Origin of the sequence: Kocuria sp. UCD-OTCP (assembly GCF_000349605.1) — a bacterium.
GTDB lineage: Bacteria > Actinomycetota > Actinomycetes > Actinomycetales > Micrococcaceae > Kocuria > Kocuria rosea.
On the sequence record NZ_AOSQ01000002.1, the window covers coordinates 69,322 to 95,305 of the forward strand.

Consider the following 25,984-nt stretch of genomic DNA (forward strand, 5'->3'; position numbering starts at 1 on the left):
CCCGCTCAGTCGGCCGAGCGCAGCCTGACATGCTGCTCCACCCGGGCGAGGTCCCGGGGGTGGGGTGCGCCCTCGCGGAAGCGGGTGAGCAGGACGTCGACGTGCTCGCGCGCCTGCCGCCGCACGGACGGGTGGACGCTGGCCGCCTCGATCCGGGCGGCGAGGTCCACGAGGGCCAGCAGGACGCTGACGTGCCCGGTGGCGTGCGGGCCGATCTGGTCGAACGGCATGTCCACGATCTCCTCGACCCCCACCGTCCCGTAGCGCAGCCGGTGCACGCCGTCGACCACCACCGTGTTCCCCGGCAGCGGGCGGGCCACGGCGGCGACGATCCCGGACGCGACCTCCTCGACGGCGTTGACCGCGGTGTAGGGGTCGTTGGTGCTCGGGGAGAGGGCGCGCACGGCGAGCTCCACGACCTGCTGCTCCGCGAAGCGGACGTCCTGGAGCGCCGAGCGCGAGTCGCCCACCCGCACGCAGCGCCGCAGCCGGTCCGCCAGCTCCCCGGCCCAGTGCGCGGGCCACACCCGGACCAGCGGCTCCTCCGCCAGGACGTGGTCGCCCACCCGCGGCACGAGCTCGAGGACGACGTCACCGGCCGCGGCGTGGTCCCGGAGCCGCTCGTAGTCGACGCCGACGACGTAGCCCACGCTGCCCGCACGGACCTCTCCCCCGCCGCTGCGGCGCCCCGCGGTCCGGACCAGCTCCTCCGGCGTCTCCTCCGGGTGCCACCGCTCGATCACGTCCAGCAGGCGCCGGCGCGCGCCGTGGACGAGGGTGTCCACCTGCACGGAGTCCGCGATGTGGTGGATGAAGTAGACGATCAGGGCGACGTCCGCGACCGCCAGCAGCACGCCGAGGTTGACCGCCAGGTGCGGGACGAACGGCTGGGCGAGGTCGTCGGAGGCCGAGCGGATCGTGCGCAGGACCAGCAGCGCGTAGATGAAGGTGGACACGAGCACGCCCAGCACCACCTGGTTGCCGCGGTCCGCCATGAAGTTGCGCACCAGCCGGGGCCCGTACGTGGAGCTGGCCGTGGCGATCACCGAGATGGTGATGGAGAAGGCGGTGGCGGCCACGCCCAGCATCGATCCGCCGATCGCGGAGAGCATCGACCGGGACCCGTCGATGCCGACGGCGTAGACCCACGCGATCCACGGGGAGTCCAGGTCCTCGGGCAGCCACCGGTCGACGGCCACCACGGACTGGGCCAGGACGACGGCGGCGAGAACGCACACGGCGGGCACGAACCAGAACCTGTCGAACACCCGGCGCCACGAGCCGGAGAGCTTGTCCATGCGCCCACCCTAGACCTGCCCCTCCCGGCGGTGGCGGTAGGCTGGGCGCCCGGACCCGCGCACCCGCGGACGCGCCACCTCCCTGACGCCCCACCTGACCGCCCTCGAGGAGACCTCCCCATGCTCAACGCTTCGCGACCGCGCCGACGGAACAGGACCGGCCGTGCGCTGCGGGCCGGCGCGGCCCCGGCCCTGGTCCTGGCCCTGGCGGCGCTGACCGGGTGCGGCTCGGACTACCCCCTCGGCGAGGAGCAGCGCCGCGCCGCGGAAGAGGGCGGCTCGGACCTGTCCGGGATCCTCACCGGGGTGGGCTCCTCGGCGCAGAACGCCGCCATGCTGACGTGGCGGAGCGGCTTCGAGTCGATGCACCCGGACGCGCAGGTGCAGTACCTCTCCGCGGGTTCCGGGGCGGGGCGCAGCGCGCTCGTGGGGGGCGGCACCGACTTCGCCGGCTCGGACGCCTACCTGGACGAGGAGGAGCAGGCCGAGGTCCGGGACTTCTGCGGCCCCGGTGGCGCCCTGAACATCCCCGTCTACATCTCCCCGATCAGCGTGGCCTTCAACCTCCCCGGCATCCAGGAGCTCGACCTCGACGCCGCGACCATCGCGGGCATCTTCCGCCACGAGATCACCCGGTGGGACGACCCGGCCATCGCCGCCCAGAACTCCGGCGTGGAGCTGCCCGACCTGCCGATCACGCCCATCGCCCGCGCGGACGACTCGGGGACGACCGAGAACTTCACCGACTACCTGCACTCGGTGGTCCCCGAGGTGTGGACGGACGAGGAGGACGGCGGCTGGCCGGCGGGGCTGCCCACGGAGCGCTCCCAGGGCAACGCCGGGGTGGTGAGCCTCACGGCCGAGACCGTGGGCGCCGTCACCTACGCGGACGACTCGCTCGTGGACGACTCCCTCGGCAAGGCCCGGGTGAAGGTGGGCTCCGAGTACGTGGCCGTGTCCGGCGAGGCGGCCGGCACCGCGGTCGGCGAGGCCTCCCGGGTGGAGGGCACCGGCCGGCACGACATCGCCCTCGAGCTGGACCGCGAGCCGGACGCGCCCGGGGCCTATCCGGTGGTCCTCGTCTCCTACCACATCTACTGCAGCAGCTACGGGGACCCGGAGGTCCTCGAGCTGGCCAAGGAGTTCGGGCACTACGTGGTCAGCGAGGAGGGCCAACAGGCCTCCTCGGAGGCCGTCAAGAGCGCCCCGCTGCCGGAGAACCTGACCGCCGAGGCGCAGGCCGCCCTCGACTCGATCACCCTCCGCTGACCGGCCGGGACGGGAGCACGGACGTGGGCGAGGTCCTCGACGTCGCCGTGGTGGGCGCCGGGCAGGCCGGACTGGCCGTGGGCTACCACCTCCGGCGCACCGGCCTGTCCTTCGCGCTCCTCGACGAGCAGGAGGCGCCGGGCGGGGCGTGGCGGCACGTCTGGCCGTCGCTGCGGCTGTTCTCCCCCGCCGCGTACTCGTCCCTGCCCGGGCACCCGATGCCGGACACGGCCGGGGCGGCCCCGGACGCCGCGCACGTGGTCGACTACCTGTCCCGGTACGAGGAGCGCTACGGGCTGCCCGTCCGGCGACCGGTCCGGGTGCGGGCCGTGCACCGTGACGGGGCGGGGTTCCGCCTGGTGACGGACGACGGCGAGCTGCGGGCCCGCGCCGTCGTGAGCGCCACCGGCACGTGGTCGCAGCCGTTCCGGCCTGCCCTCCCCGGGCAGCGGGAGTACCGCGGCGAGCAGGTGCACAGCGCCCACTACGAGGGGCCGGCGCGGTACCGCGGCCGCCGCGTGCTCGTGGTCGGCGGGGCGAACTCGGGGGCGCAGATCGCCGCCGAGCTCGCCGAGGTGTGCGAGCTGACGTGGTGCACCAGCGCCCCGCCCCGCTACCTCCCCGACGAGGTCGACGGGCGCGAGCTGTTCCGCGTGGCCACGCTGCGCGCGCAGGCCCTCGCCGCGGGCCGGCCGGATCCCGGCGGGGTGGCGAGCCTCGGCGACGTGGTGGCCGTTCCCTCCGTGCGCCGCGCCCGCGACGCCGGGGTGCTCGACCCCCGGCCGATGTTCACGCGCTTCACCGCGCACGGCGTGGTCATGACGGACGGCCGGGAGCAGCCCGTGGACGCCGTCGTGTGGTGCACCGGGTTCCGCCCGGCCCTCCGGCACCTGCGGCCCCTGCACCTGCGGGAGGACGACGGGCGGATCCGCACCGAGGGCACGGCCTCCACCCGGGTGCCCGGCCTGTACCTCGTGGGGTACGGGGACTGGACGGGCCCGGGATCGGCAACCCTCGTCGGTGTCGGCCGCTCGGCGCGGGACACGGTCGCGGCGGTGCGGAAGCGGCTCGCCGGCGGCCGGGACCAGCGCGCGGCCGCCCCCTAGACCGGGTCGTCGGGTCCGAGGTCCTCCGGTCGCCGGTCGCGCCGGACGAAGCGGACCACCCGGACGGCGATCACCCCGGCCCAGAGCAGCAGCAGCACGAACACGAAGGCGCTGAACACCCCGTCCTCCGAGGACCAGGTGAGCAGCTGGCCCGCGAGCAGCAGCACCGCGGTCGCGGAGAGCAGGATCAGCGCGGTGCGCTCGCTGCTTCGCTCGGACATGGCGGCTCCTGCCGGTCGGCGTCCTGGTCCCCGGATCCTCGCACATCCCGGACGGGTGCGTCCTGCGGGGCTCCGGTCCGGGAACGTCATCCGCCGCCCTTCCCCCGACACTGCGGGCCGTCGGGCTACCGTGGAGAGGTCCCCGACAGAGAGGCTCCCCCGATGCGCCGCACCGTTCCCGCCGTGGCCCTGCTCGCGCTGACGCTGACCGGGTGCGACGACCGGCCGGAGGAGGTGGCGAGCACCCCCGGTGCCTCCCCCACCTCCTTCAGTCCTCCTCCCCCGGTCACCGCCACGCCGACCCCGACGCCCGACGGCCTGCCCACGGATCCGGGCACCGGGTCCGCGGCTCCGGCCCCGGACCCGCCCGGCCCCGAGTCGGTCCCCACTCCCTCCGAGCAGCTCGACGGGCCGTAGCACGGCCCGGGCGGGAGGACGCCGGCGTCCGGCCGGACAAAAGTGCAGGGGATGCCGACGGATGTCCACACCTCGATCCCTCGGCGACACGCGCGGGCCACGGGTGCCCCCGGGCTCTCACATGCATAAACATGGGCATACCCCCTCTCCCTGGAAGGTTCCCCCATGTACGAGAACACCGCTCTCGTTCCTCGCCCCCGCTGGGCCACCCATCAGGAGCTGACCGACCCCGAGACGGTCACCAACTCGCGGGAGCTGCCCGCCCGGTCCCTCGCCGGCCCGTCGGCGGTCGCGCTCCTGGAGACCTGGGAGGTCATCACCACCGCGGACGGCTCCTACGCCCACCGTGACGGGCTCGTCCTGCACATCGGCCACGAGGCGTGGACCGTGGAGCAGGCCAGGGCCCTGCACGACCGCATCGGCGAGGCCCTCGCCCTGCTCGACCAGTAGCACCACCGGCGCCGCCGGGCGCCCCCCGCGCACCGGGTCGCCCGCCGCGGGGGAGCAGAGAACCCCACCGGCCCCGGGCGCACCGGGAGCGATGGGGTTCTGTCGCGGGTGGGCCCCGTGGGGCTCGAACCCACGACCCATGGATTAAAAGTCCACTGCTCTACCAGCTGAGCTAGAGGCCCGTGCTCCACCGGCGAGCGCGGGGCGGCCGGTCCGGAGCGGGCACCACTCTACCGCACGGTCCCCCCGGGAGCCGGACGCCTAGAGTGGTGGGCAGTCCCGTGCCACCCATGCCGATTCGACCGGAGGACCGACCGTGCCGCACCCGAGCACCGAGGAAGAAGCACGCACGGAGACGGAGCTCTTCGGTCCGTCGGCCGTCACCGAGTACCTCGAGCAGGTGGTGGAGCAGCTGCGGGACGTCCGCGGCGGCGAGCCCAGCTCCTCCATCCCCGCCCTGGCCCAGGCCGACACCGAGCGCTTCGGCGTCGTCATCGCCACCGCGGACGGCCACGTGTACGAGGCCGGCAGCACCCGGGACGAGTTCAGCATCCAGTCGATCTCCAAGGCGTTCACCTACGCGCTCGCCGTGTCCGACCTCGGGGCGGAGGCTGTGCACGCGAAGATGGACGTGGAGCCGAGCGGGGACGCCTACAACGAGATCTCCCTCCAGCCCGGCACGGGACGCCCCGCCAACCCGATGATCAACGCCGGTGCGATCGCCTCCACGTGGCTCGTCCCCGACAGCGACCGCGACCTGCGCCGGGACCGGATCCGCGAGGCCTACTCGCGGTGCGCGGGCCGGGACCTGGCGATCAGTCCCGAGGTCCTCGCCCAGGAGCACGCCGCCGGGGACCGCAACCGCGCCCTCGGCTACCTCCTGGCCTCCGCCGGGATCATCGAGGGGGACCCGACCCAGGCCCTCGAGGACTACTTCGCCCAGTGCTCGGTGCTGATCACGTGCCGCGACCTCGCCCTGATGGGCGCGACCCTCGCCAACGGCGGCACCAACCCGCTGACCGGGGACGAGGTCTTCGACGTCGACACGGTCTCCCGGGTGCTGTCCGTGATGAGCTCCTGCGGCATGTACGACGACGCCGGCGAGTGGATGGTCCGGGTGGGCCTGCCCGCGAAGTCAGGGGTGGGCGGCGGCATCATCGCCGTCCTGCCCGGGGAGCTGGCCGTGGCGACCTTCTCCCCTGCGCTGGACCGGCACGGCAACAGCGTGCGCGGGGTGCTCGCCTGCGAGCGGCTCTCCCAGGACCTCGACCTGCACTTCACCCACACCGCCCGCGTGGCCCGCTCCACGGTGCGCGCCAGCTACCCGATCGACCAGTCCCCCTCCCTGGTCCGCCGCAACGCCGAGGCCGAGGCGGTGCTGGCCGACCACGGCAAGGACGCCGTCGTCGTGGAGCTCCAGGGCGACCTGCTGTTCACGGGCACGGAGACCGCGATCCGCACCGTCCGCGACGTCGCCTACGAGGCCTCGTACGTGGTGGTGGACATGCGCCGGGTGGACGTGATCGCGGAGTACGCGATGCCGCTCCTGGCCAAGACCCGGGCCGAGCTGCAGGCGGCGGGCCGCACCGTGGTGGCGGTGGCCACGGACCCGGGCTTCGCCGGCTCCTTCGGGGGCGAACCGCCGCTCGAGGTGTTCCCCAGCCGGGCCGCGGCCATCAAGTGGGTCGAGGACCGGCTGCTCGAGGAGCACGGCGGCCCGGAGTGCACCCCGTCCCGGGTGAAGCCCGTGGAGTCCGAGCTGTTCTCCCGGCTGGACCCCGAGGACGCCCGGGACCTCCGCGCCCGGACCGTCGAGCGGACGTGGGCGGCCGGGGAGAACATCCTGCGCACGGGGCAGAACTTCGCCGGCATCCACCTCATCGTCAGCGGCAGCGTGTCGATGTCCCTGCGCACGCCCACCGGCGAGCGGATCGAGCTGCAGGTCCTCGGCCCGGGGATGAGCTTCGGGGAGCTGGCCCTCGGCACCGGGAACAAGCAGCACGCGACCCTGAGCGCCGTCACCGACGTCACCGCGCGGGTGCTGCTCCCGCAGGCGCTCGCGGAGCTCGAGCAGGAGGAGCCCGCCCTGGGGCTGCGGCTGTGGAAGGCGCTGGCCCGGGACGGCTTCGAGCAGACCGACCAGCAGTGGCGGGACGCGGCGGTGCACGCCTCGACCAGCGACTGGTGAGCGCTCCGTGGCCCGCCGCGGGCCACGGCCGTACGCTGGACGCATGAGCGACGCGCCCCGCCACCACAAGCCGGTGAAGTTCTCCCCGGAGCAGTTCGAAGCGCACGAGGGCGGCCCCGACCCGGCCCGCGTGTCCGAGGCGGCCCACCTCGCCGCCCACGCCCTGGTCTCCCGCGGGCGCGCCAGCGACGATCCCGAGATCAGCCGGCGGCTCATCGAGCTGACCGACGAGCAGGGCCTGGAGGGGATCGCCGAGATGTGGGCCGAGGCCCCGGCGGTGTCCCTGCCCGGGGCCCTCTGGCGGCTCTACGCCCTGCGGGCGGGGGTGCGCAAGGACCCGGTGCGGATGGGCCGCTACTTCACGGCGGGACGGGGCACCGCGCAGGTCTCGCACGTGGTGGCCGGCGTCGCGGAGCCCCCCGGGGCGGACGAGATCACCTCGATGGCGGACGCGATCCTCTCCGGCGCGTTCAACGGGGAGTTCGACGTCGCCCTGGACCGGTTCGCGGCCTTCTGCCGCGTGATCGCCCTCGGCCGGATCCGGCTGGCGGACACCGGGCAGATGCCGGTCGTGGACCCGGACGCGGCCCGGGCGCCGAGCACCGTGGCCCTCACCCAGCGGCTCGAGCGGACCGCGGAGGAGCTCGAGGCCGCGGCGCACCAGTGGCGCCGCGGCCACCTCGACTGAGCCCCGCCGTCCGGGCGTGCGGAGGTCCCGCCGTGCGGGAGCCCACAGCCGCAGGACTTGGCCCCACGAGCACGTCGACTACCATGGAACCCAGGTGCCGGGCCGCGGCAGCCCCGGGCTCCATCACATAGCCGCCACGAGCGGCCTTCCGCCGAGAGGCGCTCCCGGTCCGGCACCGCCCCCTCCTCCTTCCGGGACCACGGGCCGCCCCCGGGCCGCCCGGCGGCCCCATGTACAGTGGGATCCGCCGTGCTCCGCGGCGCAGGTCACGACGCCCAGGACGGTCAACACATGGCGCTTCGCATCTTCCCGGAGGACGAGCTGGTCCTGGACCTGCTGGCCGACATGTCGGGACAGGTGACGGAGACCGTGCGGCTCCTGTCCGAGCTGATGGGCTCCCCCGAGACGGACACCGCGACCCTCGACGCGATCCGCGAGTGCGAGGCCCGCTCCACCGACCTGTACTTCTCCGTGATGACCACGGTGCGCTCCACGTTCGTGATCCCCATCCCCCGGCAGGACGTCTACATCCTGGGCCACTGGCTCAACAAGGCCGCGGAGGAGCTGCTGGCGGTCGCGGAGGCGCACGTCGCCTACGCCCTCAGCCGGCCGCCCTCCTACGCCACGGACCAGCTCGGGGTGATCGAGCGGATGTCCGAGCTGACCACCCGGGCGATGCGCGACCTCGGCAGCCTCCAGGGCCTGGACGACTACTGGTACGAGATGCTCCGGCTGGGCAAGCAGTCCGAGCGCATCTACCAGCTGCACATGGGCCACCTGCTCGAGAACCACAAGGCGATCCCCGCGATGTGGCGCGAGCGCGCCGTCCGGCGCTTCGCCGGGGCCGCCCGGGCCCTGGTGCGGGTCTCGACCGAGGTGGGCCGCATCGTCGTGGCGGAGTCCTGAGCCCGTGCTGACGGCCCTGACCGTCCTCGGGATCGCCCTGGCCGTGACCCACACCGTCGTCAACGGTTTCCACGACGCCCCCAACGCCCTCGCCCTGCCGGTGCGCTTCCGCGCGCTCACGCCCCGGGTGGGCCTGGTGTTCACCGCCCTCGTCAACGTCGCCGGCGTGTGGGCCGCCGCGTACCTGCTCGCGGACTGGGTCATCACGGGCGTCCCCGTGCCGCACAGCGTGGTGGGCTCCGCGACGATCGTCTGCGCCCTGGTGACCACGATCGGCTGGAACCTGCTCACGTGGCGGTGGGGCATGCCCAGCTCCTCGACCACGGCACTGGCCGGCGGGCTGCTCGGCGCCCTGCTGGGCGCCCGCGCCGTGGGGCTCCCGGCGGTGGACCCGCTCACGGCCACGGCCTTCTACCAGGTCGTCGTGCCCCTGGTGCTGGCGCCGCTGGTCGCCTACGCCGCGGCCTGGGTGCTCGTGGTCCCCCTGCTGCACCTGCTGCGGCACTCGGAGCCGGACGCCACCACGTTCCGCTCCCGGCTCGTCCTGGCCATCGGGGCGGCGGCCGTCTCCTTCGGGCACGGCATCCACCACGGCCGCCGAGCCGTCTGGGTCCTCGCCACGCTGCTGCTGTGCGCCGGCCTCCAGGACCCGCTGGCGGGCGGGGCCGGCCCCTGGCTGTTCCTGCTCGTGGCGACCGGACTGGCCGTGGGCACCCTGTTCGGGGCCTGGCGGATCGCCTACACCCTGTCCTCCCGGATGATCACGACCGACCCGTTCCGCGGCGCGGTGGCCCAGGGCGTGGCCGGGTCCCTGCTGTTCCTGGGCGGGACGCTGATCCCCGTGCCGATGTCCACGTCCCAGACCACGGCCGCCGCGATCCTGGGCGCGGGACGGCAGCAGCGCTTCCACACGGTCAACGTCCGGGTGGTGCGGCGGGTCCTGCTGGTGTGGGTCCTCACCGTCCCGGCCTGCGGCGTGCTCTCCGGGACGCTCCTGCTCGCCCTCTCACCGCTGCTCTAGACGCCGCAGCGGCGCCGCCGCGGGCCCCGGGCCGCCGGCCCCGGAGCATTGCCTGCCGGGGCGGACGCACCGACGACGACGGGCGCCGGTCGCCTCCGCGGAGGTGACCGGCGCCCGTCGTCGTCGGTGCCGGGGCGGCTCAGCCGAAGCGGCCGGAGACGTAGTCCTCCGTCTGCTTCTCCCGGGGGTTGCTGAAGATCTCGGAGGTGGGGCCGTACTCGATGAGCTTGCCCGGCTTGCCGGTGCCCTGGATGTTGAAGAACGCGGTCCGGTCCGAGATCCGCGCGGCCTGCTGCATGTTGTGGGTCACGATCACCACGGTGTAGTCCTGCTTGAGCTCGTTGATCAGGTCCTCGATCGCGAGCGTGGAGATCGGGTCCAGGGCGGAGGCCGGCTCGTCCATGAGGATCACGTCCGGCTTGACCGCGATCGCCCGGGCGATGCACAGGCGCTGCTGCTGGCCGCCGGAGAGGCTCGAGCCGGGCTTGTCGAGGCGGTCCTTGACCTCGTTCCACAGGTTGGCGCCCTGCAGGGAGCTCTCCACGAGCGCGTCGGCGTCACCGCGCGAGACCCGCTTGCTGTTGAGCTTCACGCCCGCGAGCACGTTGTCGCGGATGGACATGGTGGGGAACGGGTTGGGGCGCTGGAAGACCATCCCGATCATGGAGCGCACCACCACGGGGTCCACGCCGGGGCCGTAGAGGTCCTCCCCGTCGAGGAGCACCTGGCCCTCGGCGCGGGCGCCGGGAATGACCTCGTGCATGCGGTTGAGGGTGCGCAGGAAGGTCGACTTGCCGCAGCCGGACGGGCCGATGAACGCGGTCACCGACCGGGCGTCGATCCCCATGCCGACGTCCTCGACGGCCAGGAAGTCGCCGTAGTAGACATTGAGGTGGTCGACGTCGATTCGCTTGGACATGTGTGTTCCTTGCTTCTTTCTCGCAGGGGTGCGTGCGGGATCGGGGTGCGGGGCGCGTCAGCGGCCGGCGACCTTGGGGGCGAACGCCCTCGCGACCAGTCGGGCGACGAGGTTGAGCAGCATCACGATCAGGATCAGCAGCAGCGCCGCGGCCCACGCCCGCTGCTGCGAGGGGTCCGGGCTCGTCGGGGACGTGGGCGTCATGATCTGGTAGTAGATGAACGTGGGCAGCGTGGTCATCCACCCGGAGAACGAGTTCCAGTTGATGGCGGTCGCGAAGCCGGCGGTGACGAGCAGCGGAGCGGTCTCCCCTATGACCCGGGCGATCGCCAGGGTCACGCCGGAGGCGATCCCGGAGATCGCCGTGGGGATGACCACCTTGAGGATCGTCCGCCACTTGCGCACGCCCAGGGCGTAGGCGGCCTCGCGGAGCTCGTTGGGGACGATCTTCAGCATCTCCTCGGTGTTCTTCACGACCGTGGGGATCATCAGCACGGTCAGCGCGACCGCCGCGACGAAGCCGAAGCGGGTGGACGGGCCGAACAGGAGGCCGAAGAGGGCCGCGGCGAACAGGCCGGCCACGATGGAGGGGATGCCCGTCATGACGTCCACGAAGAACGTGATGCCCCGCCCCAGCCAGCCGCCCCGCGAGTACTCCACGAGGTAGATGGCCGTCAGCAGGCCGATCGGGACCGACAGCAGGGTGGCCCAGAAGGTGATGGACACGGTGCCCACGATCGCGTGGTACGCACCGCCCAGCACCGGGCCGTCCCCGGCGGCCGCGGCGTTGTCCGTGGCGCCGGTGACACCGTTCATGGACGTCAGCAGCAGGTTGGAGGTCAGCCCGGGGAGCCCGTTGGCGAGCACCGTCCAGATCACGGAGATCAGCGGGATCACCGCGAGGACGAAGGCCGTGTAGACGAGGTAGGTCATCAGGGAGTCCGCGCCCTTGCGCCCGCCCTCGATCATCGAGACGACGATCGGCGCGGCGACCAGGAAGACCGCGGCGGCGAGGACGGCCCAGAGGGCCGTGGAGAAGCCCAGGAGCGCCGCGAGGGCGGCGCCCACCACCACGGCGCCGGCACCGATCACGGGCACCAGCCACTTCGGCTTCTGGTTGCGGGTGAGCATCGACCGGCGGGGCGAGGACGGGCGCACGGGCGTGGGACTGCGGAAGGCGGTGGAGGACATCAGTTGGCTCCCGAGAATTCCTTGTAGCGGGCGACGATGGCGCGGGCGATCATGTTCACGACCAGGGTGATCACGAAGAGGATCAGTCCGGCGGCGATGAGCTCGGACAGCCGCAGGCCGTAGGCCTCCGGGAAGTTGAGGGCGATCTCCGCCGCGATGGTCTGGTTGCCGGACTGAACGAGGGACGCGGTGAGCGGTCCGCTCGAGAGCACCAGGGCCACCGCCATGGTCTCACCCAGCGCGCGCCCCAGGGCGAGCATCACCGCGGAGATGATGCCGGGGCGGGCGAAGGGCAGCACCGTCATCCGGATCATCTCCCACCGGGTGGCGCCGAGGGCCAGCGCCGCCTCCTCGTGGAGCTTCGGGGTCTGCACGAACAGCTCCCGGGACATCGCCGTGATGATCGGCAGGATCATGATGGCCAGCACGATCCCGGCCGTGAGCATGGTCTTGCCGGTCTGGGACGCGGGGCCGCCGAAGATCGGGACGAACCCGAGGTTGGTCGAGAGCCAGTCGTAGAAGGGCACCACCGAGGAGGCCAGGACCGTGGTGCCCCAGGCTCCGTAGATCACCGACGGGATCGCCGCCAGCAGGTCGATGACGTACCCCACGGGCTTGGCGATCCGTGCCGGCGCGTAGTGCGAGATGTACAGGGCCACCAGCACGCCGATCGGGGTGGCGATCACCAGGGCGATCACGGCCGCGATCACCGTGCCGATGACCATCGGCCAGATGTAGGACCAGAAGCCGGCCCCGCCGGAGATCTCCTCGGCCGGGGCCTGGAAGGTGGGCAGCGCCTGCAGGAACAGGAACAGCGCCACGGCCGCCAGGACGGCGAGGATCAGCACGCCGGCCCCGAGGCTGAGCCCGGAGAAGATCGAGTCGCCCGCCTTGCCGCCGGCGGCGGTCTTCCTGGTGGTGACGGTGGTGGACATGTCGGGTGCCCCTTCGATTGCCTGACACGGATGGCGCCGGGACGGGGTGGTGCCCCGGCGCGTGGGTCCGGTGACGCGCCTCACGGGGAAGGCGCCTCACACACGAATGTCCCGTTCGGCGCGGGCACGGGCGGAAGGGCCCGGGCCCGCACCGAACGGGACCAGCAGAACTGGATCAGCCGGCGACCGTGATCTGGTCGATCGCCTCCTGCGCGGCGGTGCGCAGGCTCTCGGACATGGGAGCGGAACCGGCGGCCTCGGACGCCGCCTGCTGCCCCTCCTCGCTGATGACGTACTCGCCGAACGCCTTCGCGAGGTCAGCGGTCTCCTGGGAATCGTACTGCGGGCAGAAGATCTCGTAGGACACGAGCACGATCGGGTAGGTCCCGGACTCGGTGGTGTCGCGCTCCAGGTCCATCGCCATGTCGTACTCGGCGCGGCCCTCGACCGGGGAGGAGTTCTCGACGGCGGCGGAGGCGGCCTCCGGGGAGTAGTTCACATACTCCTCGCCGACGCCCACGGCCACGGTGCCGAGGTCGCCCACGGCGGAGGCGTCCGCGTAGGTGATGGCGCCCTCGGTGGCGCCGGCGGACTGGACCACGCCGGCGGTGCCCTTGTTGTTCTCCGCGGCCCACTGGGACGGCCAGTTGCCGGAGACCTCCTCGGTCCACACCTCGGGGGCGGCCGCGGCCAGGTACTCCTGGAAGTTCTCGGTGGTGCCGGACTCGTCGTTGCGGTGCACCACGGTGATCGGGGTCTCCGGCAGCTCCGCGTCGGGGTTCTGCTCGGCGATCGCCGGGTCGTTCCACTCGGTGATCTCGCCGGTGAAGACCTGGGCGATGGTCTCGCCGTCCATGTTCACGGTGTCGACGCCGGGCAGGTTGAAGGCCACCGCGATCGGGGAGATGTAGGCCGGGACGTGGAAGCCGCCGTCGGGGCCGCAGACCTCCTTCGACGCCTCGTACTCCTCGTCGTCGAGGTAGGCGTCGGAGCCCGCGAAGTCCGCCCCGCCGGCGGTGAAGGCCTCGCGGCCGGCACCCGAGCCGTCCGGGGAGTACTGCACCGTGGCCTCGGGGTTGGCCTCCTGGAAACCGTTCTGCCACGCGGTCATGGCGGCCTGCTGCGAGGACGCGCCGATACCCGTCAGCGTGCCGGAGACGCCGGCGCCGGCGGCCGAGGTCTCGGTGGAGCCGGAGCCTTCGCCCGTGGCGTTGTCCGAACCGCACGCGGTGAGCGCGAGCGAGCCGATGGCGAGAACGGCTGCGGAACGGCCGAGGTGGGAAACCTTCACTTGAGTAGCCCCTTCAGATCACAGTGGTGCCCCGTCGAGGGGCCGTCGTTCGATGTGGCGCCGGCAGAGTTCCGGGCCGGTGCGAGAGGTGGATCTGCGGGCGGGCCGCGGACCTCTCACCGAGAGACGCTAGGGAGCGCAGGTGGCCAGATTGGCCCGTGAAGGTGAACGGAGGGTGAACACCGCCCCCCGCAGCCGTGCCGTCGTTGCACATCTCACACCGCGCCCACCCGATCCCGGCCCGGTGCGGGGGCTCCGGCCCCCCGCACCGGCGGTCCCGTGCTGCTCGCCTAGGATGGCCCCATGCAGCCAGGCAACCGTGCGCGAGCCGCGGCCCGCGCGGTGCGCAGCCGCACCCGGATCGGTGTGACGCGGGTCCGGACGGGGCTGCTCCAGAGCTTCCAGATCACGGTCGCCAGCGTCGGCGCCTACGTGATCGCGGAGCAGCTGCTGGGCCACTCCGGGCCCATCTTCGCGGCCACCGCGGCCCTCGTGGCCCTGGGCTTCGCGAAGGACGGGCTGCGCTACCGGCGGGTCCTCGAGGTCTCGATCGGCTGCACCCTCGGCATCGCCGTGGGGGACACGCTGATCCACGTCCTGGGCACGGGCGTCTGGCAGGCCGGCGTGGTCCTGATGACCTCGATCCTGCTCGCCCGCTTCCTGGACAACGGCACGCTGTTCACCACCCAGATGGGGCTGCAGTCGGTGCTCGTGGTCCTGCTGCCGCCGTCCCAGGACGGGGTCTTCGCGCGGTCCACGGACGCGGTCGTGGGCGGGCTGTGCGCCCTGGCCATGGCCTACTTCGTGCCCACGGACCCGCGGAGCCAGCCGCGCCAGGGCCTGCGGGCGCTCGTCGACGAGTTCTCCGGGGTGCTCCGGGAGGCGAGCCGGGCCATGGAGGACTACGACGCCACCGCCGCCTGGCACGCCCTCGTGCGTGCCCGGCAGACCCAGCCGCTGGTGGACTCGGTGACGTCCGGACTGAAGTCGGCCCTCGAGATCGCCACGGCCTCGCCGCTCTACCGCGGCCGCCGCGCGGAGGTCGAGGGGATCGCCCACTCCATCCGCTACCTGGACCTCGCCGTGCGCAACGCCCGGGTGCTCACCCGCCGCCTCGCCTCCGTGCTCAACCACGTGACGCTCTCCGACGAGGCCGTGGCCGCCATGAGCGCCGCCCTCGAGGACCTCGCGGACGCCGTCGTCACCCTGGGCAACGCGCTCGCGGTGGCCTCCCCCGGCTCCCGGGAGAGCTACCTTCGCCAGGCCCGCAACGAGCTGGCGAACGTGGCCGGGCGCCTGCACCCCGGGCAGATGGGGGTGCGCACCATGGAGGGCGAGACCCTGGTACTGGACATGCGCCCGATGGTCGTGGACCTGCTGGAGGCGGCCGGGATGACGCACGACGAGGCGCGGGACCAGCTCCCCCGGCTCGAGGGCTGGGACCGCGCCTGAGCCGGGACGGTCCCGGCCCCGAGGCCCCTCAGCCGGCGGTCTCGCCGGGCAGGAGCTCCGCGATCAGCTGCTGGATCCGGGCCCTGATCTCGTCCCGGATGGGGCGCACGGACTCCACGCCCTTCCCCGCCGGGTCCGCCAGCGCCCAGTCCTCGTACCGCTTGCCCGGGTAGAACGGGCACGCGTCCCCGCAGCCCATGGTGATGACCACGTCGGAGTCCTGCACGGCCTCGTCGGTGAGGACCTTGGGGGTCTCGGCGCTCATGTCGATGCCCTCCTCGGCCATCGCCGCCACGGCGGCCGGGTTCACGGAGTCCGCCGGCGCGGAGCCGGCCGAGCGCACCTCGATGCGCCCCCGGGAGAGGTGGCTGAGGTAGGCGGCGGCCATCTGCGAGCGCCCGGCGTTGTGCACGCACACGAACAGGACGCTGGGCCGGTCCGTGCGCTCCGCGGTCAGCTCGTCCAGCAGCCGCCGGACCCGGGTGTCGATGTCGTCGCGGACCAGGCGCATCCGCTCCGCGCCCTCGATGCCGCGGACGGAGGGCTCGTCGGTGTGCCAGGTCTCGATCGTTCCGGTCATCCCCTCGACCGGCTCGACCCTCGCCTCATCGCCCAGTACGACCACCCGGTCGACCCGGCGCAGCAGCTCGGGGTCGATGGGCTTCGGCGTTCCGGAGGACATGTCCGCACCGACCTCGGCGACCACCTCGGCGGACAGGGCGTTGATCTTGCTGCCGGGCTTCGTGCCGGCGGAGTGGACCTCTACCGCCCCACGGGCGTGGTGTTCCATGAGGGCGGCGGCCATCTGGGACTTGCCGCCGTTCTTGGCGCACACGAACAGGACGGAAGGCTGGGTGGTCTCGCTCAACGGTTGCTCCTGGATCTGGGGGTCAGCGGGTGGGGACGGTGGCATCGCCGGGGAAGAGCTTCCGGCCCACCCACAGGGACACGTAGACCAGCGCGACGAGCACGGGCACCTCGATGAGGGGGCCGACCACGCCCGCCAGGGCCTGTCCGGAGGTGACTCCGAAGGTGCCGATGGCCACGGCGATGGCGAGCTCGAAGTTGTTGCCGGCGGCGGTGAACGCCACGGTGGTGGACTTCGCGTAGTTCAGTCCCAGCGCCCGGGAGGCCAGCAGGGCCACCCCGAACATGAGGAAGAAGTAGACGACCAGGGGCAGGGCGATCCGGGCCACGTCCCAGGGGTTGGAGGTGATGGCGTCACCCTGCAGGGCGAAGAGCAGGACGATGGTGAACAGCAGCCCGTACAGGGCCCAGGGACCGAGCTTGGGCAGGAACGTGGTCTCGTACCACTCCCGGCCCCTGGCCTTCTCGCCCAGGGTGCGGGTGAGGAACCCGGCGACCAGCGGGATCCCGAGGAACACCAGGACGCTCAGCACGATCGACCACACCGAGAACTCGGCCGAGGTGGTGGCCAGGCCCAGCCAGGCCGGGAGGACCTGGAGGTAGAACCAGCCCAGGGCGCCGAAGGCGATGACCTGGAACACGGAGTTGACCGCCACCAGCACGGCGGCGGCCTCCCGGTCCCCGCAGGCGAGGTCGTTCCAGATCAGCACCATCGCGATGCAGCGGGCCAGGCCCACGATGATCAGCCCCGTGCGGTACTCGGGCAGGTCGGGCAGGAAGATCCAGGCCAGGGCGAACATCAGCGCCGGCCCGACGATCCAGTTCAGCACCAGGGACGCCCCCATCAGGCGCTTGTCGCCGGCCACGCGGTGGGTCTCGTCGTAGCGGACCTTGGCCAGCACCGGGTACATCATCACCAGCAGCCCGATCGCGATGGGCAGCGACACCTCGCCGATCCGCACGGCCTCCAGGGCGGTGTTCAAGCCCGGGACGAAGCGACCGAGCAGCAGGCCGGCGACCATGGCCGCGATGATCCAGGCGGGCAGCCAGCGGTCGAGGAAGGACAGGTCCTTCATCACCCCGTGGGAGGCAGCGGGGGCGGTGGTGGTGCTCATGGGCGGGCGAACCTCTTCACATCGACGGGCATCTATCCCGCACAGTACGGGTCACATCGACGCCCGTCAATGTAGGATGGGGGGATGACTCCCGCTCCGGACCTCGACAGCACGGCCGACGCCGGGACCGCCGACCGGTGCGCCCCCGGCGCGCCGGCCACGGAGTGCTGCTCGCTCTCGGGCGGGCCCATGGGTCACGACGACGCCCGGCGCGTGGCGGGCCTGCTCAAGGCCCTGGCCGACCCCACCCGGCTGCGCCTGCTCTCCCACGTGGCCGCCCAGGGCTGCGACACCGTGTGCGTCTGCAGCCTCACGGACGACCTCGGCATCAGCCAGCCCACGGTCAGCCACCACATGAAGAAGCTGGTCGAGGCCGGGCTGCTCACCCGCGAGCAGCGCGGCAAGTGGGCGCACTACTCCGTGGTGCCCGGGGCGTTCGCGGAGCTGCGCGCCTTCCTCGACCTGCGCTGAGCCGGCCGCGGCGCTTGGGCCGTCCGAGGCGGCGGCTAGCCTGGACGCCATGAGCACCCGCACCCGCCGCAACTCCCCCGCCTACCGCTGCACCGAGTGCGGCTGGAGCACCGCCAAGTGGGTGGGCCGCTGCGGGGAGTGCCAGGCGTGGGGCACGGTCGAGGAGATCGGCGAGCACAAGGCCCGCACCACGGCCGCCCGGTCGATCGCCGAGCCCGCCCGTCCCATCGCCCAGGTGGACGCCACGGTGGCGGCCTCCGCGCCCACCGGGGTGCCCGAGCTGGACCGGGTCCTCGGCGGCGGACTGGTCCCCGGCGCGGTCGTGCTGATGGCGGGCGAGCCCGGGGTCGGGAAGTCGACGCTGCTGCTCGACGTCGCCGCACGCTTCGCGGAGGGCGCGGGCGAGGGCACCCGCGACGTCCTCTACGTCACCGGCGAGGAGTCCGCGGCGCAGGTGAAGCTGCGCGCGGACCGGATCGACGCCGTGGCGCCCACCCTGTACCTCACCGCCGAGACGGACCTGGCCACGGCGCTGGGCCACATCGAGAAGATCTCCCCCCGCCTGCTCGTGGTCGACTCCGTGCAGACGCTGGCCAGCGCCGAGGTCGAGGGCTCCGCGGGCGGGGTGACGCAGGTCCGGGAGGTCGCCGCCTCCCTGATCGCCGCGGCCAAGAAGCGGAACATGACCACGCTGCTCGTGGGGCACGTGACCAAGGACGGCTCCATCGCCGGGCCGCGACTGCTCGAGCACCTGGTGGACGTCGTGTGCCAGTTCGAGGGCGAGAAGCACTCCCGGATCCGGCTGCTGCGGGCGGTCAAGAACCGCTACGGCCCCACGGACGAGGTCGGCTGCTTCGACCTCACCGAGACCGGGATCACGAGCGTGGAGGACCCCTCGGGCCTGTTCGTTTCCCGCACGGCCCTGCCCGTCTCCGGCACGTGCCTCACGGTGACCCTGGAGGGCCGCCGGCCCCTGCTCGCCGAGGTGCAGGCACTGCTGGACCGCTCCTCCACCGCCCAGCCCCGGCGGGCCACCGCCGGCCTGGACTCCCAGCGGGTCGCCATGCTGCTCGCCGTGCTGCAGCGGCGGGCCGGCGTGAACCTGGCGGGGCTGGACTGCTACGTCTCCACGGTCGGCGGGGTGAGGCTCACGGAGCCGTCCACCGACCTCGCCGTGGCCATGGCGCTGGCCTCGGCCGCGCAGGACCGGCCCCTGCCGCAGCGCCTGGTGTGCTTCGGGGAGGTGGGCCTGGCCGGCGAGGTGCGGCCCGTCCCCGGCATCGGGCGCCGCATCCAGGAGGTCGCCCGGCTGGGCTTCACCCACGCGGTCGTGCCCGCGAGCCCCACCGGCCCGGGCCCCGCCCCGGCGGGGTTCACCGTCCGGGAGGTGACCACCATCAGCGACGCCATGGAGCTGCTCTTCCCCCGGTCCGCCGCCGCGCCCGCCCGGAACCGGCAGACCGCCGCGGCCGTATGATGTGACCGTGGCGAAGACCCCTGAGAACGCACTGCGCAAGACGCTGGCCCGCATCGCACCCGGCACGGAACTGCGCACCGGTCTCGAGCGGATCCTGCGCGGGCGCACGGGCGGGCTGCTCGTGCTCGGCTTCGACCGCTCCGTCGAGGCCATCTGCTCCGGCGGCTTCGACATCGACACCGACTTCACCGCGCCCAGGCTGCGGGAGCTGGCCAAGATGGACGGCGCCATCATCTGCGACCGGGACGCCACCCGCATCCTGAAGGCCGGGGTGCAGCTCGTCCCCGACGCCTCGATCGGCACCACGGAGTCCGGCACCCGGCACCGCTCCGCGGAGCGCACCGCCAAGGAGACCGGGGTGCCGGTGATCTCCGTGAGCCAGTCCATGAGCGTCATCACGATCTACGTGGGCGAGACCCGGTACGCCATCGAGGGCTCCCAGTCGATCATGGCCCGCGCCAACCAGGCCCTGCAGACCCTCGAGCACTACAGCCACCGGATGGAGCAGGTGCTCGGCAACCTCTCCTCGCTCGAGATCGAGGCGTCCGTGACGGTGCGGGACGTGGCCCTGACCCTCCAGCGCATGGAGATGGTCCGGCGGATCTCCTCCGAGATCGGCTGGTACGTGCTCGAGCTCGGCGTGGACGGGCGGCTCATCGCGCTGCAGCTCGAGGAGCTCACCGCGGGCACCGGCCCGGGGCCGGACGTGGTGCTGCGCGACTACCTGCCCGACGGCACCCCCGCGGAGGGCATCGAGGAGGGACTGGGGCGGCTCGCCGAGCTCACGCCCACGGAGCTCATCGACCTGCAGCGGATCGCGGTGTCGGTGGGTCTCGTCGAGCCGCAGGGCAGCCTCGAGACGGACCTGCACCCGCACGGCTACCGGCTGCTGGAGGGCATCAAGTCGATGCCGCGGGCGGTCGCCAACCGGCTGGTGCGCCAGTTCGACGGCCTGCAGTCCCTGATGGCCGCCAACCTGGAGGACCTCAAGGCGGTCGAGGGCATCGGCGAGCAGCGGGCCCGCACGGTGCGCGAGTCCCTCTCCCGGATGGCCGAGACCAGCCTGCTCGAACGCTTCATGTGAGCCGCGCGCGGCGCGCTCACTCCAGGACGAACGGCACCGGCTCCGCGGTGCGCTCCCCGAGGGACGTCACGAGACGGTAGTACCCGGCCTGGGCCTCGCCCCCCGCCTCCGCGCAGCCCTCGGCAGTGCGCAGGCGGTTCCACGTCAGCCGGGCGACCTCCTCCTGTCCGGGCTCGACCGTCACCTCCGCGTCCTCGGAGCCGGCCTGGCAGTGCCTGCTGTCGAAGACGGTGTCCGCCCCCGAGGTCACCTCGTAGACCATCTGGGACGTGCCCGCGTTGACGCGGCAGGGCTCCTCCCCGGTGTTCTCCAGAGTCAGCTCGAGGACCGGCTCGACGTCCTCGGGGTAGCTCTCCCGGTCCGTCGACGCCCGCACGGCGAGGTCGGGGCCGCACTCCTCGACCGGCCCCTCCGTGGCGGGCGCGGACGCGGACCCGGACGCCGACGCGCTCTCGTCCGGCCGCGGCGTGAAGTCCGCGAAGGGCTCCTCCGAGGCCGCGGCGGCCGAGGCGGTGGCGGCCTCCGGCGCCGGGACGTCCTCCGTCTCCCCGGAGCCGAGCATGCCCGCGACCGCGGAGACCAGTCCCACCGCCACGAGCACCAGCAGCACGCCCGCCGCGAGGGCCGCCACGAGCCGGCGGCGCCGGTACACCTCGGGGCTCAAGCGCCGGGATCCGGGGTCGCGGGGAGCTCGTCGGTCGTCGTCGTGACCGTTCCCCGACCGTCCGTGGGGGGTGCTCCCGGAACCCTTCTGCGCCATGCTCCCAGGCTACAGTGGACTGCGATGAGCTCCCCGCACACTGCCCCGACCGCCGCCGCGGAGCCCGCTCCGCCGGGCCTGCACCGGGCCGTGACCGACTGGTTCGACGACGCCGCCCGGGACCTGCCGTGGCGGGACCCGTCCTGCTCCCCGTGGGGGGTCATGGTCAGCGAGTTCATGCTCCAGCAGACGCCCGTGGTGCGCGTGCTGCCCGTGTGGCGGGCGTGGATGCAGCGCTGGCCGCGGCCCGCGGACCTCGCGGCGGAGAGCACCGGGGAGGCCGTGCGCGCCTGGGGCCGGCTCGGCTATCCGCGGCGGGCCCTGCGGCTGCACGCGGCCGCCGTCGAGATCACCGAGCACCACGGGGGCCGGGTGCCGGCCGCGCACGAGCAGCTGCTGGCCCTGCCCGGGGTGGGCGCCTACACGGCCGCCGCGATCGCGGTCTTCGCCTTCGGCGACCGGCAGACCGTGGTGGACACGAACATCCGCCGCGTGCACGCCCGGGTGGTCACGGGGCGGGCCCTGCCCTCGCGGTCGCTGACCGCCGCGGAGCTGCGCCTCGCGGAGGAGCTGATGCCCGCCGACGACGCCCTGGCCGTGCGCTGGAACCAGGCCGTGATGGAGCTCGGCGCCCTCGTCTGCACGGCCCGCTCCCCCCGCTGCGAGCAGTGCCCGGTGCGGGACGCGTGCGCGTGGGTCGCCGCGGGCCGGCCCGAGCCCGTCGAGGCGCCCCGCGGCCAGGCCTGGCACGGCACGGACCGCCAGGTCCGCGGGGCGATCATGGCCGTGCTGCGGGCCGGGTCCGCGCCGGTGCCGGCGCCCTCCCTCACGGGCCCCGTGGACGTCGCCACGGGCGCGGGACTGGCGCCGGAGGCCCTGCGGGCCCTGGACGCCCTGCACGGGCTGGGCGCCCCGGAGGAGCAGCGCCGGCGCGCCCTGGACGGGCTGCTGCGGGACGGGCTGGCCGCCGCGGGACCGTCCGGGGTCAGTCTTCCGGGCTGAGCTGGAGCAGCATCCGGGTGTTGCCGAGGGTGTTGGGCTTCACCCGGGCGAGGTCCAGGTACTCGGCGACGCCCTCGTCGTGCGAGCGCAGCAGCTCGGCGAACACGTCGGGGTGCACCTGGTTCTGGTTGGGCATGACCTCGAAGCCGTGCCGGCTGAAGAAGTCGACCTCGAAGGTCAGGCAGAACACGCGCGAGACCCCCACGGCGCGGGCCCGCTCGATCAGCCCGGCCAGCAGGGTGCGTCCCACCCCGCGGCCCCGCCACTCGTCGGAGGTGGCCAGGGTGCGGACCTCGCCCAGGTCCTCCCACATCACGTGCAGGGCGCCGCAGCCGACGAGACCGGCCTGCTCGTCGCCGACCGCCTCCACCACCAGGAACTCCTGGATGCCCTCGTAGTAGGCGACCGTGTCCTTGTTGATCAGCACCCCGGCGCGCGCCAGAGGGGCCACGAGGTCCTTGATGGCGGGGACGTCGGAGGTGCGGGCGGGTCGGAGGCGCAGGTCGGTCACGACCCCCAGTGTACGCTTGCGAACTCCGCCGGCCCGCCGGAGCCGGCCTGCGTGACCGTCCCCACTTGGGCGGACGCCGAGGGGCCCGCCGCGCGGTTGCGCGACGGGCCCCTCGGCGGGCACCGGGCCGGCTCAGCCCTCGGAGCGGTTCTCACCGTCGCCGCGGGCGACGTCGACGTCCTCGAGGCCGCCCATCGGGTCGACCATGCCGTCGCCGGTGAGGTCGGACATCGGGGTGGAGGAGAAGGTCAGCTTCTCCCCGTCCCCCTCGCCCTCGGTGTCCACGAAGATCTTCTCCCCGGTGCTGATCTCCCCGAAGAGGATCTTCTCGGACAGCTGGTCCTCGATCTCCCGCTGCATGGTGCGGCGCAGCGGGCGGGCGCCCATGGACGGGTCGTAGCCCTTGCGGCTGACCCACCGCTTCGCGGCGTCGGAGAGCTCGATCGACATGCCCTGGTCGCGCAGCCGCTCCTGCAGCCGGGCCACGAACAGGTCCACGATCTGCACGATCTCGTTCTCGGTGAGCTGCGGGAAGACGATGATCTCGTCCACGCGGTTGAGGAACTCGGGCCGGAAGTGCTCCTTGAGCTCGTCCTGCACCTTCGCCTGCATGCGCTCGTAGTTGGACGCGGGGTCCACGCCGGTCTGGAAGCCGACCGGGACGGCACGGGAGATGTCCTTGGTGCCCAGGTTCGTGGTCATGATGATCACGGTGTTCTTGAAGTCCACCACCCGGCCCTGCGAGTCGGTCAGGCGACCGTCCTCGAGGATCTGCAGCAGCGAGTTGAACAGGTCCTGGTGCGCCTTCTCGACCTCGTCGAAGAGCACCACCGAGAACGGCTTGCGGCGCACCTTCTCGGTGAGCTGGCCGCCCTCCTCGTAGCCCACGTAGCCCGGAGGGGCGCCGAAGAGCCGGGAGACGGTGTGCTTCTCCTGGTACTCGGACATGTCCAGGGTGATGAGGGCGTCCTCGTCCCCGAACAGGAACTCCGCCAGCGCCTTCGCGAGCTCGGTCTTGCCGACGCCCGTGGGCCCGGCGAAGATGAACGACCCGCCCGGGCGCTTGGGGTCCTTCAGGCCCGCCCGGGTGCGGCGCATCGACCGGGAGAGCGCCTTGATGGCGTCGTCCTGGCCGATGATGCGCTTGTGCAGCTCGTCCTCCATGTGCAGGAGACGGCCCGTCTCCTCCTCGGTGAGCTTGTAGACGGGCACTCCCGTGGAGGCGGAGAGGACGTCGGAGATGACCTCGGGGGTCACCTCGGCGAGCTCGTCGCCGCCCTCGCGCCAGGCACGGTCCTTGTCGTCCCGCTCCGCGATGAGCTTCTGCTCCGTGTCGCGCAGCGAGGCGGCCTTCTCGTAGTCCTGACCGTCGATCGCGGCCTCCTTGAGCCGCTTGACCTCGACGATGCGGTCGTCGAGCTCCTTGATCTCCGGCGGGGCGGTCATCCGCTTGATGCGCAGGCGCGCACCGGCCTCGTCGATCAGGTCGATCGCCTTGTCCGGCAGGAACCGGTCGGAGACGTACCGGGCGGCCAGGTGCACCGCCGCCTCGAGGGCGTCGTCCGAGATCGAGACGCGGTGGTGCGCCTCGTACTTGTCGCGCAGGCCCTTGAGGATCTCCACGGCGTGCGCCTCGGAGGGCTCGTCCACCTGGATCGGCTGGAAGCGGCGCTCGAGAGCCGCGTCCTTCTCGATGTGCTTGCGGTACTCGTCGAGGGTCGTGGCGCCGATCGTCTGCAGCTCGCCCCGGGCCAGCATGGGCTTGAGGATCGAGGCGGCGTCGATCGCGCCCTCGGCCGCGCCGGCGCCCACGAGGGTGTGGATCTCGTCGATGAACAGGATGATGTCCCCGCGGGTGCGGATCTCCTTGAGCACCTTCTTGAGCCGCTCCTCGAAGTCGCCGCGGTAGCGGGAGCCCGCCACCAGGGACCCGAGGTCCAGGGTGTAGAGGTGCTTGTCCTTGAGCGTCTCCGGGACGTCGCCGCGCACGATGGCCTGGGCCAGGCCCTCGACCACCGCGGTCTTGCCCACGCCGGGCTCGCCGATCAGCACCGGGTTGTTCTTGGTGCGCCGGGAGAGGATCTGCATGACCCGCTCCATCTCGCGGAACCGCCCGATGACGGGGTCCAGCTTGCCCTCGCGGGCGGCCGCGGTGAGGTTGCGGCCGAACTGGTCCAGCACGGCCGAGCCCGCGGGCGTGCCCTCGGACTGGCCGGCCGAGCGCACGCCGGCGCCCTCCTTCTCGGGGGTGCCCCCGCCCTGGTAGCCGGAGATCAGCTCCAGCACGGTGGAGCGCACCTTCTGGGGCTCCGCGCCGAGCTTGGTCAGCACCTGCGCCGCCACGCCCTCGCCCGCGCGGATGATGCCCAGCAGGATGTGCTCGGTGCCGATGTAGTTGTGGCCGAGCTGGAGGGCCTCGCGCAGCGAGAGCTCGAGGACCTTCTTGGCCCGGGGGGTGAAGGGGATGTGCCCGGACGGGGCCTGCTGGCCCGGTCCGATGATGTCCTGGACCTGCTCGCGGGCGCCGGTGAGGGTGATGCCCATCGAGTCGAGCGCCTTGGCGGCCACTCCCTCGCCCTCGTGGATCAGCCCGAGCAGCAGGTGCTCGGTGCCGATGTAGTTGTGGTTGAGCATCCTGGCCTCTTCCTGGGCCAGCACCACGACCCGGCGGGCGCGGTCGGTGAAGCGTTCGAACATGGATACTCCTCAGTCGATGTCTGCACCCGATGCTACGCACCCGAGGGGGTGATCGGGGGGCTGTTCGCCACCGGCGAGAAGACCGGACGGCCGGGGCGCGGGCCGTCCCCGGAACAGCCCGGGGGAAATGCCGGTGTTCGCGTCCGCACCGGCAAAGGCGCAGGTCATCAAAAGAATGCCGGGGCATTTCGTGCCCGGGCCCCGCGGCGGCCGATAGGGGCACGGGCCCGGCGGAAGGAAAAGGGAAAGGAGGGACCGGCGGACCAGCCCCTCCTCTATTCCGCCGGACGCGGAACGCGCGCTCTTATTTGTGGGCGTCGTAGTACGCCTTCTGCACGTCCTGGTGAATACGGCCGCGGTCGGAGACCGGGTGGCCGTTCTCTCGGGCCCACTGCCGGATGGCGGCGGTGTCCGGATTGGACTTGCCGGTGGGCCGGGCCTGCTTGGACGTCTGCTTGCCCTGCTGGGCGCGCCGGGCCTTGGCGATGAAGGGCCGCACGGCGTCGCGCAGCTTGGCGGCGTTCTCCTCGGAGAGGTCGATCTCGTACTGCGCGCCGTCGAGGCCGAAGCGCACGGTCTCCTCCGCGGGCCCGCCGTCGAGGTCGTCCTCGAGAATGATCTGCACGGTCTGTGCCATAACTGGAACTC

Annotated in this window: 25 protein-coding genes, 1 tRNA gene and 1 pseudogene; 13 read left to right on the forward strand and 14 right to left on the reverse strand. The window is 72.8% G+C overall.

Translation table 11 applies throughout. The features are described from left to right. Window positions 1-5: 5 nt before the first annotated feature. On the reverse strand, window positions 6-1,298 hold the full coding sequence (locus H488_RS20775; protein WP_017832001.1) for a DUF2254 domain-containing protein: 1,293 nt from the start codon (window positions 1,296-1,298) through the stop codon (window positions 6-8). 120 nt (window positions 1,299-1,418) lie between these two features. Between H488_RS20775 and pstS (H488_RS20780) the strand changes: the two genes are divergently transcribed. Further along, a complete protein-coding gene (pstS, locus tag H488_RS20780; RefSeq protein WP_017832002.1) occupies window positions 1,419-2,567 on the forward strand; it encodes a phosphate ABC transporter substrate-binding protein PstS in 1,149 nt (382 codons plus the stop codon). A gap of 23 nt (window positions 2,568-2,590) precedes the next feature. Continuing rightward, window positions 2,591-3,673, forward strand: a complete 1,083-nt coding sequence (locus tag H488_RS20785; RefSeq protein ID WP_017832003.1) for an ArsO family NAD(P)H-dependent flavin-containing monooxygenase — start codon at window positions 2,591-2,593, stop codon at window positions 3,671-3,673. Here H488_RS20785 and H488_RS20790 read toward each other — a convergent pair. Further along, window positions 3,670-3,894, reverse strand: coding sequence for a hypothetical protein (locus H488_RS20790; protein ID WP_017832004.1), 225 nt, complete (start codon window positions 3,892-3,894; stop codon window positions 3,670-3,672). The genes H488_RS20785 and H488_RS20790 overlap by 4 nt on opposite strands. A 162-nt stretch (window positions 3,895-4,056) precedes the next feature. Between H488_RS20790 and H488_RS20795 the strand changes: the two genes are divergently transcribed. Both H488_RS20795 and H488_RS20800 read left to right on the forward strand, forming a co-directional pair. Next, window positions 4,057-4,311, forward strand: a complete 255-nt coding sequence (locus tag H488_RS20795; RefSeq protein ID WP_017832005.1) for a hypothetical protein — start codon at window positions 4,057-4,059, stop codon at window positions 4,309-4,311. 165 nt (window positions 4,312-4,476) lie between these two features. Further along, window positions 4,477-4,761, forward strand: a complete 285-nt coding sequence (locus H488_RS20800; RefSeq protein WP_017832006.1) for a hypothetical protein — start codon at window positions 4,477-4,479, stop codon at window positions 4,759-4,761. Window positions 4,762-4,870: 109 nt separating this feature from the next. Here the strand turns inward: H488_RS20800 and H488_RS20805 are convergent. Beyond that, window positions 4,871-4,943 (reverse strand) — tRNA-Lys (locus tag H488_RS20805). 134 nt (window positions 4,944-5,077) lie between these two features. Here H488_RS20805 and glsA point away from each other — a divergent pair. The 4 genes from glsA to H488_RS20825 all read left to right on the forward strand — a co-directional run bounded on the left by glsA (window position 5,078) and on the right by H488_RS20825 (window position 9,564). Then, window positions 5,078-6,949 carry a glutaminase A gene (glsA, locus tag H488_RS20810; RefSeq protein WP_017832007.1) on the forward strand — a complete coding sequence of 624 codons (1,872 nt, stop codon included), beginning with the start codon at window positions 5,078-5,080 and terminating at the stop codon, window positions 6,947-6,949. Window positions 6,950-6,992: 43 nt separating this feature from the next. Further along, window positions 6,993-7,637, forward strand: a complete 645-nt coding sequence (locus H488_RS20815) for a hypothetical protein (protein ID WP_017832008.1) — start codon at window positions 6,993-6,995, stop codon at window positions 7,635-7,637. A gap of 291 nt (window positions 7,638-7,928) precedes the next feature. Then, window positions 7,929-8,543 carry a DUF47 domain-containing protein gene (locus H488_RS20820; protein WP_017832009.1) on the forward strand — a complete coding sequence of 205 codons (615 nt, stop codon included), beginning with the start codon at window positions 7,929-7,931 and terminating at the stop codon, window positions 8,541-8,543. A gap of 4 nt (window positions 8,544-8,547) precedes the next feature. Continuing rightward, window positions 8,548-9,564, forward strand: a complete 1,017-nt coding sequence (locus H488_RS20825) for an inorganic phosphate transporter (RefSeq protein WP_017832010.1) — start codon at window positions 8,548-8,550, stop codon at window positions 9,562-9,564. Between the two features lie 139 nt (window positions 9,565-9,703). Here the strand turns inward: H488_RS20825 and pstB are convergent, their stop codons facing one another. The 4 genes from pstB to pstS (H488_RS20845) all read right to left on the reverse strand — a co-directional run bounded on the left by pstB (window position 9,704) and on the right by pstS (H488_RS20845) (window position 13,900). Further along, on the reverse strand, window positions 9,704-10,483 hold the full coding sequence (gene pstB / locus H488_RS20830; protein ID WP_017832011.1) for a phosphate ABC transporter ATP-binding protein PstB: 780 nt from the start codon (window positions 10,481-10,483) through the stop codon (window positions 9,704-9,706). Between the two features lie 57 nt (window positions 10,484-10,540). Further along, window positions 10,541-11,674 carry a phosphate ABC transporter permease PstA gene (gene pstA, locus H488_RS20835; RefSeq protein ID WP_017832012.1) on the reverse strand — a complete coding sequence of 378 codons (1,134 nt, stop codon included), beginning with the start codon at window positions 11,672-11,674 and terminating at the stop codon, window positions 10,541-10,543. After that, window positions 11,674-12,609, reverse strand: a complete 936-nt coding sequence (gene pstC / locus H488_RS20840; RefSeq protein WP_017832013.1) for a phosphate ABC transporter permease subunit PstC — start codon at window positions 12,607-12,609, stop codon at window positions 11,674-11,676. Before pstC ends, pstA begins: the two co-directional genes overlap by 1 nt. Window positions 12,610-12,784: 175 nt before the next feature. Further along, complete coding sequence (gene pstS, locus H488_RS20845; protein ID WP_017832014.1) at window positions 12,785-13,900, reverse strand: phosphate ABC transporter substrate-binding protein PstS; 1,116 nt, start codon at window positions 13,898-13,900, stop codon at window positions 12,785-12,787. A gap of 303 nt (window positions 13,901-14,203) precedes the next feature. On the opposite strand from pstS (H488_RS20845), the gene H488_RS20850 reads away from it, so the two are divergent. Next, complete coding sequence (locus H488_RS20850) at window positions 14,204-15,352, forward strand: FUSC family protein (protein WP_017832015.1); 1,149 nt, start codon at window positions 14,204-14,206, stop codon at window positions 15,350-15,352. Between the two features lie 28 nt (window positions 15,353-15,380). Here H488_RS20850 and H488_RS37590 read toward each other — a convergent pair whose 3' ends face one another. The 3 genes and pseudogenes from H488_RS37590 to arsB all read right to left on the reverse strand — a co-directional run bounded on the left by H488_RS37590 (window position 15,381) and on the right by arsB (window position 17,334). Further along, complete coding sequence (locus H488_RS37590) at window positions 15,381-15,809, reverse strand: arsenate reductase ArsC (protein ID WP_051063706.1); 429 nt, start codon at window positions 15,807-15,809, stop codon at window positions 15,381-15,383. Window positions 15,810-15,827: 18 nt separating this feature from the next. After that, a pseudogene (locus tag H488_RS38180) lies at window positions 15,828-16,265 on the reverse strand (arsenate-mycothiol transferase ArsC); the annotation flags it as partial. Then, window positions 16,243-17,334, reverse strand: a complete 1,092-nt coding sequence (gene arsB, locus H488_RS20855) for an ACR3 family arsenite efflux transporter (RefSeq protein ID WP_017832017.1) — start codon at window positions 17,332-17,334, stop codon at window positions 16,243-16,245. The gene arsB and the pseudogene H488_RS38180, both read right to left, overlap by 23 nt. An 84-nt stretch (window positions 17,335-17,418) precedes the next feature. Here arsB and H488_RS20860 point away from each other — a divergent pair, with 84 nt between their 5' ends. Genes H488_RS20860 through disA form a run of 3 tightly spaced genes read left to right on the forward strand, consistent with a single transcriptional unit; the run spans window position 17,419 to window position 20,366 of the window. Next, window positions 17,419-17,805: an ArsR/SmtB family transcription factor gene (locus H488_RS20860; RefSeq protein WP_017832018.1), complete on the forward strand. Its 387-nt coding sequence runs from the start codon at window positions 17,419-17,421 to the stop codon at window positions 17,803-17,805. Window positions 17,806-17,854: 49 nt separating this feature from the next. Further along, window positions 17,855-19,282: a DNA repair protein RadA gene (radA, locus tag H488_RS20865; RefSeq protein ID WP_017832019.1), complete on the forward strand. Its 1,428-nt coding sequence runs from the start codon at window positions 17,855-17,857 to the stop codon at window positions 19,280-19,282. A 7-nt stretch (window positions 19,283-19,289) separates the two neighbouring features. Then, window positions 19,290-20,366, forward strand: a complete 1,077-nt coding sequence (gene disA / locus H488_RS20870) for a DNA integrity scanning diadenylate cyclase DisA (RefSeq protein ID WP_031282255.1) — start codon at window positions 19,290-19,292, stop codon at window positions 20,364-20,366. Window positions 20,367-20,382: 16 nt separating this feature from the next. On the opposite strand, the gene H488_RS20875 is transcribed toward disA, so the two are convergent. After that, window positions 20,383-21,030, reverse strand: a complete 648-nt coding sequence (locus H488_RS20875) for a hypothetical protein (protein ID WP_031282256.1) — start codon at window positions 21,028-21,030, stop codon at window positions 20,383-20,385. Window positions 21,031-21,150: 120 nt separating this feature from the next. On the opposite strand from H488_RS20875, the gene H488_RS20880 reads away from it, so the two are divergent. Then, window positions 21,151-22,128, forward strand: a complete 978-nt coding sequence (locus H488_RS20880; protein ID WP_017832022.1) for an A/G-specific adenine glycosylase — start codon at window positions 21,151-21,153, stop codon at window positions 22,126-22,128. Here H488_RS20880 and H488_RS20885 read toward each other — a convergent pair. The 3 genes from H488_RS20885 to H488_RS20895 form a co-directional block, all read right to left on the reverse strand. Further along, the gene (locus H488_RS20885) at window positions 22,112-22,639 is read right to left on the reverse strand and encodes an amino-acid N-acetyltransferase (RefSeq protein ID WP_017832023.1); all 528 of its coding nucleotides are present in this window, start codon (window positions 22,637-22,639) and stop codon (window positions 22,112-22,114) included. The two genes, H488_RS20880 and H488_RS20885, sit on opposite strands and share 17 nt — an antisense overlap. Window positions 22,640-22,771: 132 nt before the next feature. Next, window positions 22,772-25,336 (reverse strand): ATP-dependent Clp protease ATP-binding subunit, encoded by a 2,565-nt coding sequence (locus H488_RS20890; protein WP_017832024.1) that lies wholly within the window; start codon window positions 25,334-25,336, stop codon window positions 22,772-22,774. Window positions 25,337-25,640: 304 nt separating this feature from the next. Beyond that, entirely contained in the window at window positions 25,641-25,973 is a 333-nt protein-coding gene (locus tag H488_RS20895; protein ID WP_017832025.1) for a histone-like nucleoid-structuring protein Lsr2, read from the reverse strand. Between the last annotated feature and the right edge of the window lie 11 nt (window positions 25,974-25,984).